The sequence below is a fragment of the Streptacidiphilus sp. ASG 303 genome (genome assembly GCF_020991365.1).
In the GTDB taxonomy this organism is placed as follows: Bacteria; Actinomycetota; Actinomycetes; order Streptomycetales; family Streptomycetaceae; genus Peterkaempfera.
Genome location: NZ_JAJLRA010000003.1, coordinates 207,466 through 220,510, shown reverse-complemented (window position 1 = coordinate 220,510; position 13,045 = coordinate 207,466). Strand labels below are relative to the sequence as shown.

At 77.1% G+C, this 13,045-nt stretch carries 9 protein-coding genes; 7 read left to right on the top strand and 2 right to left on the bottom strand.

The window, feature by feature from the left end:
- Positions 1-132: 132 nt before the first annotated feature.
- Positions 133-459 carry a WhiB family transcriptional regulator gene (locus LO771_RS05780; RefSeq protein ID WP_230648678.1) on the bottom strand — a complete coding sequence of 109 codons (327 nt, stop codon included), beginning with the start codon at positions 457-459 and terminating at the stop codon, positions 133-135.
- Between the two features lie 516 nt (positions 460-975).
- Here LO771_RS05780 and LO771_RS05775 point away from each other — a divergent pair.
- From LO771_RS05775 to LO771_RS05760, 4 genes are all read left to right on the top strand, one after another.
- Complete coding sequence (locus LO771_RS05775) at positions 976-1,587, top strand: response regulator transcription factor (RefSeq protein WP_014136228.1); 612 nt, start codon at positions 976-978, stop codon at positions 1,585-1,587.
- 275 nt (positions 1,588-1,862) lie between these two features.
- Positions 1,863-2,600 (top strand): RNA polymerase sigma factor ShbA, encoded by a 738-nt coding sequence (shbA, locus tag LO771_RS05770; RefSeq protein WP_230648676.1) that lies wholly within the window; start codon positions 1,863-1,865, stop codon positions 2,598-2,600.
- 478 nt (positions 2,601-3,078) lie between these two features.
- Positions 3,079-4,581 carry an IMP dehydrogenase gene (gene guaB / locus LO771_RS05765; RefSeq protein ID WP_230648673.1) on the top strand — a complete coding sequence of 501 codons (1,503 nt, stop codon included), beginning with the start codon at positions 3,079-3,081 and terminating at the stop codon, positions 4,579-4,581.
- Positions 4,582-4,717: 136 nt separating this feature from the next.
- Positions 4,718-5,848 (top strand): GuaB3 family IMP dehydrogenase-related protein, encoded by a 1,131-nt coding sequence (locus tag LO771_RS05760; RefSeq protein ID WP_230648670.1) that lies wholly within the window; start codon positions 4,718-4,720, stop codon positions 5,846-5,848.
- Between the two features lie 43 nt (positions 5,849-5,891).
- On the opposite strand, the gene LO771_RS05755 is transcribed toward LO771_RS05760, so the two are convergent.
- A complete protein-coding gene (locus tag LO771_RS05755) occupies positions 5,892-6,425 on the bottom strand; it encodes a hypothetical protein (RefSeq protein ID WP_230648667.1) in 534 nt (177 codons plus the stop codon).
- 443 nt (positions 6,426-6,868) lie between these two features.
- On the opposite strand from LO771_RS05755, the gene LO771_RS05750 reads away from it, so the two are divergent.
- The 3 genes from LO771_RS05750 to LO771_RS05740 all read left to right on the top strand — a co-directional run bounded on the left by LO771_RS05750 (position 6,869) and on the right by LO771_RS05740 (position 13,043).
- Positions 6,869-9,355 carry a serine/threonine-protein kinase gene (locus LO771_RS05750; protein ID WP_230648665.1) on the top strand — a complete coding sequence of 829 codons (2,487 nt, stop codon included), beginning with the start codon at positions 6,869-6,871 and terminating at the stop codon, positions 9,353-9,355.
- 111 nt (positions 9,356-9,466) lie between these two features.
- Positions 9,467-10,873, top strand: a complete 1,407-nt coding sequence (locus LO771_RS05745) for a hypothetical protein (RefSeq protein ID WP_230648662.1) — start codon at positions 9,467-9,469, stop codon at positions 10,871-10,873.
- Between the two features lie 289 nt (positions 10,874-11,162).
- Positions 11,163-13,043 (top strand): serine/threonine-protein kinase, encoded by a 1,881-nt coding sequence (locus tag LO771_RS05740; RefSeq protein WP_230648659.1) that lies wholly within the window; start codon positions 11,163-11,165, stop codon positions 13,041-13,043.
- Positions 13,044-13,045 lie beyond the last annotated feature (2 nt).

Below are 13,045 nucleotides of genomic sequence, written 5' to 3'. Positions count from 1 at the left end.
GCCGCCCTCAGGCCCGCCTCCCGGGCGCCTCCCTGCGCCCGGCGCGCCCGTCGCCACCGGGAAGCAGAAACGATCCAGCAGGGTGCGAACCCTCTGCAGAAACGATCCTGCAGTACCGGTGACCCACGCTGCTCAGCGCGCGCCGGCGGCCGGCGTCCCCACCTGGACCTCCACCAGCCGGTGCCGGGCCCGCCCCTGCAGCTCCTCGCGCTCGTCCTCCGTCAGCCCGCCCCACACCCCGTACGGCTCCCGGACGGTCAGGGCGTGGGCCGCGCACTGCGCCCTGACCGGGCAGCGCATGCACACCTCCTTCGCCGCCTGCTCCCGGGAGCTGCGGGCGGCACCGCGCTCCCCCTCGGGGTGGAAGAACAGGGAGCTGTCCACACCGCGGCAGGCCGCCGAGAGCTGCCAGTCCCACAGGTCGGCGTTGGGGCCGGGAAGGCGAGAGAAGTCGGCCATGGCTCATCCCCTCAAGGATTTTGGGGCTCCGGTGCCGGTGCGTCGTCGGCCGTCGCGGCGAGGCTCCGGGGCGTCAGTGCGAACACCTGGAAATATGACCTACAGAGATCTATAGGACAAGATGCCCACAGAGTTGCACAACAGGCTTGCCCCTCCCAAATCACGCGAAAACGGACCAATGGGGCTCGACAGGTCGCGGCGTGTCCTGGTGTCGGGTGCACTCGTTGGGAGTACGCCGGGCCCGCCGCCCGCCGGGTGCGGCGCGCGGGCGGTGGCGGGCGGCCCTCCGTGACGACCCGACCACGTACAGTGGTGGAGGTGGCTGCCGTCACCCCGTAACTCATTCGAGTGACGGTCGTTGGGAGTGCGGAGGCGGTTAGCGGGCGCCGGGCGCCGGGAACGATCGCGACGGATGCGAGCGGTCGGGAACGCAGCCCGTCGTCATTGGCCGTGTCGGTGACGATTCGTACCAGCCAGGAGGCTCAACGTGACGCGGTTCTGCAGCGGAGGGCGGTCATGACATCCGTTCTCGTGTGCGACGATTCCCCGCTCGCCAGGGAGGCGCTCCGCCGCGCGGTGGCGACCGTGCCCGGCGTCGACCGGGTGACCACTGCCACCAACGGCGAGGAGGTCCTCCGCCGCTGGGTGGCCGACCGCTCCGACCTCGTCCTGATGGACGTCCGGATGCCCGGCCTCGGCGGTGTCGAGACCGTCCGGCGGCTCCTGTCGGCCGACCCCGGCGCCCGCATCATCATGCTCACGGTGGCCGAGGACCTCGACGGGGTCGCCCTCGCCGTCGCCGCCGGCGCCCGCGGCTACCTGCACAAGGACGCCTCCCGCGCCGAGCTCCGGGCGACGGTCACCCAGGCGCTCGCCGACCCCACCTGGCGGCTCGCCCCGCGCCGGCTGCGCTCCCCCGACATGGGTGCCGCCCCGACGCTCACCGCCCGCGAGATCCAGGTCCTGGAGGGCATGAGCCACGGCCGCAGCAACGCCGAGATCGGCCGCGAGCTGTTCCTCTCCGAGGACACCGTCAAGACCCACGCCCGCCGGCTGTTCAAGAAGCTCGGGGCCTCCGACCGCGCCCACGCGGTCGCCCTGGGCTTCCGCTGGGGCCTGGTCCGCTGAGCATCCGCAGGACGGGGGTCGCCGACCGGCCCGCGGCCCCCCCACCGCCGCACGACGGCGGGTCCGCGCACGGCGCTCCGGCGGCCCCGGCGCGACGGGATGGTGTCAGCGGCCGCCCGAGGACGCACCATAGGGGTATGGAGCACCTCGGGGACCAGCCGCCGGACAGGGCACCGCAGGCAGCGGCCGCGGAGGGCGGTGCGGCGCATAACGTTCCGGTGCACAAGTCCGGAGCCGGTGCCGCGTTCTCCCGGTCGAACAGGCACCATGGACCGATGCGCGACGACGAGGCAGCCCTCCCCGGAGATGCGGACCCCGGTCCCGTGCCCGGGGCGCCGGGGCCCGCGGAGCCCCGTCCCGCCGCCGGCGACGGCCGGGGCGGCCTCCCCGTCCGGCGGGCGGGGGAGCGTGCCGCGGCCGAGCGGTCGGCGGCGGTCGGCGAGCTGGTCGGCCGGGCCGCCCGGGGCGACGGCCGTGCCACGGACGCCCTGCTGGCCCACGTCCACCCGCTGGTCCTGCGCTACTGCCGGGCGCGGCTCGCCCGGCTGCCCGGCGGGGCCCGCCACCACGTCGACGACGTGGCGCAGGACGTCTGCCTCGCCGTGCTGTGCGCCCTGCCCCGCTACCGCGACGAGGGCCGCCCCTTCGAGGCGTTCGTGTACGGCATCGCCGCCCACAAGATCGCCGATCTGCAGCGCGCCGCCATGCGCGGACCCGCGTCCACCGCCGTCCCCGCCGACGTGCTCCCGGAGACCGCCGACGAGTCGCTCGGCCCCGAGGAGCGGGCCCTCCTCTCCAGCGACGCGGCCTGGGCCCGTGAGCTGCTCGCCTGCCTTCCGCCGCGCCAGCGCGAACTCGTGCTGCTGCGGGTGGCCGCCGGCCTGACCGCCGAGGAGACCGGCGAGGTGCTCGGCATGTCGCCGGGGGCCGTGCGGGTCGCCCAGCACCGCGCGCTCAACCGGCTCCGGGCGCTCGCCGAGGAGGCCGAGGACGCCCCCGGCCTCACCGCCTGAGCCCCCGGCCTCACCGCCCGACACCCGACTTCACCGCCCGACCTCCGGCCCCACCGCCCGGGCCCCGCGCCCTGCCCCGGCCCGGCCGCGGGGCTCCCACTGCAGCGCCCCGGCCCCTGTACCCGGCCCGGCCCGGGGCGCGCCCCGGCCGCCGCGGCCCCCGTCCGGCACGCCCCGCCTGCCGCGTCCCGTCCCCGGCGGACGCGCCACCGCGCCCCCACGGAGCGGCGCCCTGTCAAGGGGGCGCGGGAAAACATTCCGTGCCCCGGTAGCATGGAGTACCGGTGCCCGGGCGGAGCCCTCGGCGTCCCGCAGGGTCCAGCTGCCCCCAGCGCCCCCGAGCAGCCCCGTGCAGGTGCCGGTGCGAGCACGCGCGGGCGGACCGGGCCGGACGACCTCCGAACCCTCCGCCGCATCCCCCAGCGATCGCGTCCACTCCGCACATCGGATCGGTCGGGCCCACCACGGGAAGGTATCCATGTCCTCCAACGCCGCCGGCGTACCCGAGAAGTTCGCCATGCTCGGGCTCACCTACGACGACGTCCTGCTGCTCCCGGGCGCGTCCGAGGTGCTCCCGAACCAGGTCGACACCTCGTCCCGGATCAGCCGGAACGTCACCGTCAACGTCCCGCTGCTGTCCGCCGCCATGGACAAGGTCACCGAGTCGCGGATGGCGATCGCGATGGCCCGCCAGGGCGGCGCCGGCGTGCTGCACCGCAACCTCTCCGTCGAGGACCAAGTCAACCAGGTCGACCTGGTGAAGCGGTCCGAGTCCGGCATGGTCACCGACCCCATCACCGTGCGGCCCGACGCCACCCTCGGCGAGGCCGACGCCCTCTGCGCGAAGTTCCGCATCAGCGGCGTGCCGGTCACCGACGCCGCCGGGAAGCTCCTGGGCATCGTCACCAACCGCGACATGGCCTTCGAGTCGGACCGCGGCCGCCAGGTCCGCGAGGTCATGACCCCCATGCCGCTGATCACAGGCAAGGTCGGCATCTCCGGCGAGGACGCCATCGGGCTGCTGCGCCGCCACAAGATCGAGAAGCTGCCGCTCGTCGACGACGAGGGCCGCCTCAAGGGCCTGATCACGGTCAAGGACTTCGTCAAGGCCGAGCAGTACCCCAACGCCGCCAAGGACGCCGAGGGCCGCCTCATCGTCGGCGCCGCCGTCGGCGTCGGCGACGCCGCCTACGACCGCGCGCTGGCCCTGGTCGACGCGGGCGTGGACTTCCTGGTGATCGACAGCGCCCACGGCCACAGCCGCGGCATCCTCGACATGGTCGCCAAGGTCAAGGCCAACATCCGGGTCGACGTGGTGGCCGGCAACGTCGCCACCCGCGACGGCGCCCAGGCGCTCATCGACGCCGGTGCGGACGGCATCAAGGTCGGCGTCGGCCCTGGCTCCATCTGCACCACCCGCGTCGTGGCCGGCGTCGGCGTCCCGCAGGTCACCGCGATCTACGAGGCCGCCCTGGCCGCGCACGCCGCGGGCGTCCCGGTGATCGGCGACGGCGGCCTGCAGTACTCCGGCGACATCGCCAAGGCCATCGCGGCCGGCGCCGACACCGTGATGCTCGGCAGCCTGCTCGCGGGCTGCGAGGAGTCGCCGGGCGAGCTGCTCTTCATCAACGGCAAGCAGTTCAAGTCCTACCGCGGCATGGGCTCGCTGGGCGCCATGCAGGGCCGCGGCCAGGGCCGGTCCTACTCCAAGGACCGCTACTTCCAGGACAACGTCCTCTCCGAGGACAAGCTCGTCCCCGAGGGCATCGAGGGCCAGGTCCCCTACCGCGGCCCGCTCTCCTCCGTCGTCCACCAGCTCATCGGCGGCCTGCGCTCCTCCATGGGGTACGCCGGCGCCGCCGACATCCAGGAGCTCAAGGACAAGGGCCGGTTCGTCCGGATCACCGCGGCCGGCCTCAAGGAGAGCCACCCGCACGACATCCAGATGACCGTCGAGGCCCCGAACTACCAGGGCCGCTGACCCCGGTCCCGCCCCGCGCCGACGCCCGCCCGCCGCACCTCCTGCGGCGGGCGGGCGCCGTTCCGGGATACTGGAGTACGGCCGGGGCGCCGACGCGCCCCGCCGGGACGAACAGCAGACAGCGGAAGGGCTCGAAGTGACCGAGATCGAGATCGGGCGGGGCAAGCGGGGCCGGCGTGCATACGCCTTCGACGACATCGCCGTCGTCCCGAGCCGGCGCACCCGGGACCCCAAGGAGGTCTCGATCGCCTGGCAGATCGACGCCTACCGCTTCGAGCTGCCGTTCCTCGCCGCCCCCATGGACAGCGTGGTCTCGCCCGCGCAGGCCGTCGCCATCGGCCGCCTCGGCGGCCTGGGCGTGCTCAACCTCGAGGGCCTGTGGACCCGGTACGAGGACCCCGAGCCGCTGCTCGCCGAGGTCGCCGCGCTCGCCGACGAGCGCGCCGCCACCCGACGCCTCCAGGAGATCTACGCCGAGCCCATCAAGCCGGAGCTGATCGGGCAGCGGATCCGCGAGGTGCGCGACTCCGGCGTGGTCACCGCCGCCGCGCTCTCCCCGCAGCGCACCGCCGAGTTCTCCAAGGCCGTCGTCGACGCGGGCGTCGACGTCTTCGTCATCCGCGGCACCACCGTCTCCGCCGAGCACGTCTCCGGCGCCGCCGAGCCGCTCAACCTCAAGCAGTTCATCTACGAGCTCGACGTGCCGGTGATCGTCGGCGGCTGCGCCACCTACACCGCCGCCCTGCACCTCATGCGGACCGGAGCGGCCGGCGTCCTCGTCGGCTTCGGCGGCGGCGCCGCCCACACCACCCGCAACGTGCTGGGCATCCAGGTCCCGATGGCCACCGCCGTCGCCGACGTGGCCGCGGCCCGCCGCGACTACATGGACGAGTCCGGCGGCCGGTACGTCCACGTCATCGCCGACGGCGGCGTGGGCTACAGCGGCGACCTGGCCAAGGCCGTGGCCTGCGGCGCCGACGCCGTCATGATCGGTGCGGCGCTGGCCCGCGCCACCGACGCGCCCGGCCGGGGCTTCCACTGGGGCATGGAGGCCGTCCACGAGGAGCTGCCGCGCGGCAAGCGCGTCGACCTCGGCACCGTGGGCACCACCGAGGAGATCCTGCTCGGCCCCTCCCACACCCCCGACGGCACCATGAACCTCTTCGGCGCGCTCCGCCGGGCCATGGCCACCACCGGCTACTCGGAGCTCAAGGAGTTCCAGCGGGTCGAGGTCACCGTCGCCCCGCACACCGTCCACAACCACTGACACCGCCCAGGACGCGCGGGGGCCCGCGCGAACGGGGCGGTCCTCAGGCGGCGGAGCCGATGCGCCGGGTCAGGACGAACCCCTCGTAGCCGGCGATGCCGTAGAAGATCACGTCCATGACGCCCCGGGAGGCCTTCCACGCCTCGAAGGTCAGGTGGAGCTTGCCGCCGAGGAGGTCGGTCACCTCGTAGCCCAGCTCCTGGTGGGCGTAGAGGGCCACCCCGAAGAGCTGCCCGAGCAGCACGCCCAGCAGCGCCAGGACCGTGCCGGCCACCGGCAGGACCGGGTTGCGGCCGCCGAGCCTGCCCAGGGCGAACGCGACCGCGGCGCCGATGCCGAAGGCGAGCCAGCCGATCTCGTGGTCGGTCGTCTTCATGACGAAGCCGTAGACCAGCGCGCTCACCACCATCGCGCCCGCGCCGGCGGCCAGGGCCACCGCGACGTTGGCCGGGGCGGCCGCGGGGGCCGGGGCCTGGAGGTACGGGGAGGGCGGCGGCAGCGGGACGGCGGCCTGGCCGGCCGGGGCGGGTGCGGCGGCGGCCTCGACGGGTGCGGGCGCGGGCGTGGGCTGGTCCATGGGGTCCCCCGGTGAGGTGGTGAGGTGCGGGCGCGGCGGCGCCCCGGAGAGCCCGTGGGCGGCCGGTGCGCCGCGCGAGGGCAACGGGGCGGAACGCTAGCAGTGCCCTCCGACGGTCCGACAGTGCTTTCGGCCTCCGGACCCCGGGGCGAACCCGGCGCGGGCCCGGCGCGGGCCGGGCGCGGGAACCGTTCGGCCGGCTCCCGCGTCCTTGCACGTGTGCGCCCGGGGGGCACACGCGTGCGCCGGTCCGGACCGTCGGGCGAGGGGCCGACTTCGGGTCCGACGGGGGTTCAGGGGATGATGGTCGCCCGGGTGCCCGGGGTGCCGCGCCGCACGCGCACACCGAGCCGCCCGGACCACCGGTCCTCCGGCCGCGCCGCCCGCGCGGCCGCGGGCCGACGCACCGTCATGTCGACTGGCAGCAGTAGGGGATCGCATCCATGACCCAGGCGCAGGGCTCCACCGGCCGACTCCTCGCCGGCCGCTACCGGCTGGACTCGGTGCTCGGGCGCGGCGGCATGGGCACCGTCTGGCGCGCCGAGGACGAGATGCTGGACCGCGTCGTCGCGGTCAAGGAGCTGCGCTTCCACGGCGGCGTGGACGAGGAGGAGAAGCGCCGCCTCATCACCCGCACCCTGCGCGAGGCCAAGGCCGCCGCCCGGATCCGCAACAACGCCGCCGTCACCGTCTTCGACGTGGTCGAGGAGGACGACCGGCCCTGGATCGTCATGGAGCTCGTCGAGTCGCGCTCCCTCGCGGACGTCATCAAGGAGGACGGCCCGCTCGACCCGGAGCGCGCCGCCCGCATCGGCCTCGACCTCCTCGGGGTCCTGCGCAGCGCCCACGGCCACGGCATCCTCCACCGCGACGTCAAGCCCTCCAACGTCCTCATCGGCGACGACGGCCGGGTGGTCCTCACCGACTTCGGCATCGCCAGCGTCGAGGGCGACCCGTCGGTCACCTCCACCGGCATGCTCGTCGGCGCCCCCTCGTACATCTCGCCCGAGCGCGCCCGCGGCCAGAAGCCCGGCCCGCCCGCCGACCTGTGGTCGCTCGGCGCGACCCTGTACGCCATGGTCGAGGGCAAGCCCCCGTACGACCGCGGCTCGGCCATCTCGACCCTGACGGCCGTGATGACCGAGGACCTGAGGACCCCGCGCAACGCCGGACCGCTGCGCCCGGTGATCGAGGGCCTGCTGCGCAAGGACCCCGACGAGCGGCTGGACGAGCCGACCACCCGGACGATGCTGCGGCGCGTCGTCGCCGAGGCCCGGCGGCTCGCCGAGGCCGCCGCCGCCGCCGAGGCGGCCGTCGCGGCGACCGCGGTGCTCCCGGCCGCCGGCGCCGGGGACGCGAAGCCCGCCGGCGACGCGGCGCCCTCGGTGCCCCGCCAGGCCGGCGCGCCCGAGAAGGCCGTGCGGGCGGCCGGGGAGGGCGGCGCCCCGGCGGCGGATGCCTCCGCGGCGCCCGCGGCGAAGCGCGCGGCGGGCGTGCTCGGCGGACTGCTCGGCACGGTCCGGGTCGGCAGCCGTACGGCGGCTTCCGGGGGGGACGGGGACGCGGGGCAGGGCGGGGACGCCGGACGGGACGCGGACGCCGGACAGGGCGGCGAGGCTGAGGGCTCCGCCCGGGCCGCGGTGCCCGGGGCCCGCCGGGCGCCGGGGAGCACCCCGGCCGAGGGTGCACCGGACCAGGCGTCACCGGCCCAGGCGTCACCGGCCGGGGGCGGGGCCGGGCTGTCGGGGAAGGCCGCCGCGGCGAAGGCGGCCGGGACCTCCGGTGCCGGTGCCGGGAAGACCGTGTCCGGCGATGCGGCTGCGAGGAAGGCCGCGGCGAAGAAGACCGCAGCGAAGAAGGCTGCGGCGAAGAGGACCACTGCGAAGAAGACCGCACCCGAGGGGGCGGCACCGAAGGGGGCCGCGTCCGCGCAGGCCGCCCGGCCCGCGGGCGCCGCGGCCGCCGCCGGTACCGCGGCGACCGCCGGGAAGGACCGGGACGCCGCCGGGGCGTCCGAGGCACCGGCCACCGCCGTCCTGCCCGTCACCGACGCCGCGGGCCCCGCCGCCCCCGGCGGCGGCCTCGGGGACCGCATCCGGGAGTGGCGGTCCGCCCCGCCCGCCGAGCGCAGCCCCTCCCCGAAGGCCCTGGCGGCCGGCGCCCTGGCGCTCGTCGTGCTGGTGGCCGCCGTCCTCCTGGGCGTGCGGTCCATGGCCGACTCCGCGGGCGGCGCGGACGGCTCCCGGGCCTCCGGCGGCCGCACCGCCGGCCCCGGCCCGAAGCCCTCCGGCTCCTCCCCGGCCTCCGCCGCCCCCGGCGGCGCGGCCTCGACGGGCGCCTCCGCGTCCGCCCCGGGCACCGCCGACGGCGGTTCGCCCGCCGCCCAGGAGGGCTCCGGCCCCGCCGCCACCCCGTCCGGCGACGGGGGCGGCAGCGCCGGTGCGGACGGCACGGGCGCGGACGGCTCCGGGGACGCCGTCCCCGCCGGCTTCACCCGGTACACCAGCGACCGGGAGCACCTGTCCGTGCTGGTCCCCGAGGGGACGCACTACGTGAAGGACAAGGACGGCGGCGTCGAACTCCACTACAAGGACTGGGTCCTGATCCTCGACCACCGCTCCGACGCCACCGGGGACGTGCTCGCGGACTGGCGCAGCCGGGAGGCGCAGGCCGCGGTCGGCTACCCGGACTACCGGGCCGCCGGCTCCGTCCACCGTGTGGACTACCGCGGCTGGGACGCCGCCGACTGGGAGTTCACCTTCAACCGGCCCCCGGCCCTCAAGCGCGTGGTCAGCCGGGCGTTCCTGGTCGGCGGGGACACGGACAAGGGCTACCTCATCCAGTGGATCATGCCCGACGGCCAGTGGGGCACCAAGGAGGCAAGGAAGGCCCGCGACGTCTCGTACGCGAGCTTCCGGGCCGAGGACTGACGCGGCGCGGCCGGGAGTCCGCACCCGGCCGCCGGGGCAGGCGCCGTCGGTGATCGTCGGCGCCGCCCCGTACGCTGGGCCGCCGTACGCCGAGCAGCGGAGGGAGGGCCAGTGCCATCGGAGTCGGGACGGCTGCTGGCCGGGCGCTACCGGCTGACGGGCCGTCCGGAGGGCTCCGGCGTGCCCGGGCGCCGCCGCGCCGTCGACACCGCGACCGGTCTGCGCGTCGTCCTGGAGGCGACCCCGCTCCCCGAGGTGGTCGGCGCCGAGCTGGTCGACGACCCCGCCGCGCACCCCGGTGACCCGGCCGGCCACCGCGCCCGTGCCCGGTACCCCCGTGACCGGTACGGGGACGATCCGTACGGTGACGACCGGTACCCCCGCGACCGTCACGGCGACGACCGGTACGACGACCGGTACGACGACCGGTACGACGGCGGGGGCGACACGGTCTACGCGGACACCCGCCGCGGGGCCGCCTCCCCCACCGCGCCCCCCACCGCGGCCGCCCGCGCGGTGGACCACGCCGCCCGGGTCGCCGACGCGGTGCCGCCGCACCCCCGGCTGCTCCAGGTCTTCGAGGCGTTCGACCAGGACGGCTTCCTGTGGGTCGCCGGCGAGCACCTGCCCGGGGTGCCGCTGGCCCGCCTGCTGGAGCGGGGCCCGCTGCCGGTCCACCGCGCCGCCGAGATCGCCTCCGACGTGCTGGGCGCGCTGCGCGCCGTCCACGCCGCCGGGATCGTGCACGGCAACGTCACCCCCGAGACCGTGCTCGTCTGCGAGGACGGCACGGCCATGCTGGGCGGCCTGAGCACGGGCGCCGCCCAGGAGACGCTGTGCGGCGGCCCCGGCGCCGACCTGCCCGGCGCCGCGGTGCCCCCCGCCGACTGGACGCCCGCCCGCCTCCGGGCCCGCGACGTCCGCGCCGGGCTGACCGGCCCCCGCGCGGAGCGCTGGGCCCCGGAGCAGGCCGGCCCGCGCCCCTCCGGCCCGCAGCCCGCGGGGCCCGCGCCGCAGCCCGGCGCGGCGGTCGGGCCGCCCGCCGACGCCTGGGCGGTCGGGGTGCTGCTCTTCCGCATGGCGGCCGGGCGCGCGCCCTTCCCCGAGGACGGCACCGCCGCCCTCCTCGACGCCGTACGGGCGGGGCGCCCCGCCGCCGACCGGTCCTGCGGACCGCTGGCCCCCCTGGTCGACGCCCTGCTCCACCCGGACCCGGCGGCCCGTCCCGCACCCGCGCAGGCGCGGCAGCGGCTGGGGGAGCTGCTGGCCCGCGCGCCGGAGCCGTACGACCCGGACGCGGCGGGCGTCGCCGCGCTGCTGCCCGCCGTCCGCCCGGCGGCTCCCCTGGAACGGCGCCGCCGGGGCGGTGCGCCGGTGCCCCGCCCCGGCCGCCCGCCCGCCCCCGCCCGGCACGCGCGCTCCGGGGCGCGCCCCGGACTGCTGGGTCCGCTGCTGGTCGGCGGCCTCCTGCTGGCCGTCCTGGCGGTCCTGGTCGGGGCGGCCCTGCTGTCGGGGTGACGGGCGCCCGCCGCGCGGCCCCGCCGCCGGGACGGGGCGCGCCCCCGGGGCGGCCCTGCGGACGGGCGTGCGGCGTCCCGCCCCGCCGCCGGGACGGTCACGACCGGGTCACACGCGCGGGGGCGGGATGTGCCGCGCCGGAGAGGGCGCCTAACCTGTCCCCAGGACGTGCCGGGCCGTCGGCTCCGGCACGCGCCGCGACCGGCGCCGGAGCGACGGGCGACGGGGGTCGTCGTGCAGCGCCGCACCGCCCGCCGGTGCGGCGGAGCGCAGACGAGGGGGACGACCCATGGGGACGCAGGACGGATCCGCGCCGGGCGCAGCCGCGGCCGGGGACCGCGCCGCGCCGGACGCCGGTGCCGCCGGGGACGGCGGGCGGCTGCTGGCGGGCCGCTACCTGCTCGGCGAGCGGCTGGGCCGCGGCGGCATGGGCACCGTGTGGCGGGCCGAGGACCGGATGCTGGACCGCGAGGTCGCGGTCAAGGAGCTCAGCGTCCGCCACCTCCCCGAGGAGGACCTGCAGGTCCTGCAGTCGCGGATGAAGCAGGAGGCCCGCGCCGCCGCGCGGATCAAGCACCCCGGCGTGATCACCGTCCACGACGTGCTGGAGCAGGACGGCCGCCCGTGGATCGTCATGGAGCTGGTCGACGGCCGCTCGCTGGCCGACGTCATCGCGCAGGAGGGCACCCTGCTGCCCCGCGACGCGGCCGGGGTCGGCGTCCAGGTGCTCGCCGCCCTGCACCGCGGCCACGAGGTCGGCGTGCTGCACCGCGACGTCAAGCCCGCCAACGTGCTGCTGGAGCGCGGCACCGGCCGGGTCGTCCTCACCGACTTCGGCATCGCCGTCCTGGAGGGCTCCTCGGCGCTCACCCGGACCGGTGACCTGGTCGGCTCGCCCGACTACCTCGCCCCCGAGCGGGCGCAGGGGCACCGGCCGGGACCGGAGTCCGACCTGTGGGCGCTCGGCGCCACCCTGTACGCGGCGGTGGAGGGCGACTCGCCGTTCCACCGCTCCTCGCCGCTGTCCACGCTGGCCGCCGTCGTCGGCGACCCGCTGCCCGAGCCGCGCCGGGCCGGAGCGCTCGCCCCGGTGCTGCGGGCGCTGCTGGAGAAGGACCCGCACGCCCGGCCCACGGCCGACGAGGCGATGCGGATGCTGGAGGCCGTCGCCGCCGGGCACACCATGGGCATCACCCCGGTGCCGTCCGCGGCGCTGCGCACCCCCACCCAGGCCGTCCCCGTGGTGGACCGCAGCGGCCGCCCCGACGGCGCGCCGGACGGCGCCCCGTCGCCCACCGCGCCCACCGCCGTCGTCCACACGCCCGCGTACACGCCCATGCCCGCGCCCGCGCCCGCGCACGTCCCTGCGGCCGCGCCGCTCCCGGCCGGGCCCGCGTCCGCCGGCGGCCCGGTCCGGCGGGCCGGCCGGGGCCGCCGCACCGGCCTGCTGGCCGCCGGGGCGCTGGTGGCCGCGCTGCTCGGCGGCGGCGCCGTGTACGCGGCGCTCCCGCACGGCAAGGGCCAGGAGCACGCCTCCGGGAAGACCGCCGGACCGGCCGGGCGGCCCTCCGCGAGTGGGCCCTCCCGGCGCGGGGCCGTCCCGCCGCAGTCCTCCCCCTCCGCGCCCTCCCCGGACCCGTCCTCCCCGTCCGGCCCGTTCTCCCCGTCCGGCCCGTCCGCGGACCAGGGCGCCCCGACCGCCGACCCGGGCGCCCCGGCCCCCGACGGCTACACCTGGACCGACGACCCGGAGGGCTTCCGCTTCCTGCTCCCCAGCGACCAGGCGTGGAGCCGCACCGTCAACCAGGGGCAGATCGACTACAGCCCGGACCCTCCCCAGAGCCGCCGGCACTTCATCCGGTTCGCGGTCACCCAGGGGCAGACGCAGTCCCCCCTGGAGCACGCCGAGTCCATGCAGCAGCAGGTCCGCCTCTCCCAGGGCTACCACCGCGTGCAGCTCGTGCCCAACGTCTTCAAGGGCCACGACGGCGCGGTGTGGGAGTTCACCTATGAGGCCACGGCGGGCCCCCGCCACGTGGTCGAGCAGCTGTACCGCGACGGGCAGGGCACCGAGTACGCCATCTACCTCTCCTACCCGGAGGAGGACTGGACGGCCGGGCAGCAGCGCTTCACCACCGTCCGCAACAGCTTCTCCGCCGCGGACGGCTGACC

Excerpts from the sequence above, each read along its gene's own strand:
- LO771_RS05780 (WP_230648678.1), bottom strand. The coding sequence starts at position 459 with ATGGCCGACTTCTCTCGCCTTCCCGGCCCCAACGCCGACCTGTGGGAC.
- LO771_RS05775 (WP_014136228.1), top strand. The coding sequence starts at position 976 with ATGACATCCGTTCTCGTGTGCGACGATTCCCCGCTCGCCAGGGAGGCG.
- shbA (WP_230648676.1), top strand. The coding sequence starts at position 1,863 with ATGCGCGACGACGAGGCAGCCCTCCCCGGAGATGCGGACCCCGGTCCC.
- guaB (WP_230648673.1), top strand. The coding sequence starts at position 3,079 with ATGTCCTCCAACGCCGCCGGCGTACCCGAGAAGTTCGCCATGCTCGGG.
- LO771_RS05755 (WP_230648667.1), bottom strand. The coding sequence starts at position 6,425 with ATGGACCAGCCCACGCCCGCGCCCGCACCCGTCGAGGCCGCCGCCGCA.
- LO771_RS05750 (WP_230648665.1), top strand. The coding sequence starts at position 6,869 with ATGACCCAGGCGCAGGGCTCCACCGGCCGACTCCTCGCCGGCCGCTAC.
- LO771_RS05740 (WP_230648659.1), top strand. The coding sequence starts at position 11,163 with ATGGGGACGCAGGACGGATCCGCGCCGGGCGCAGCCGCGGCCGGGGAC.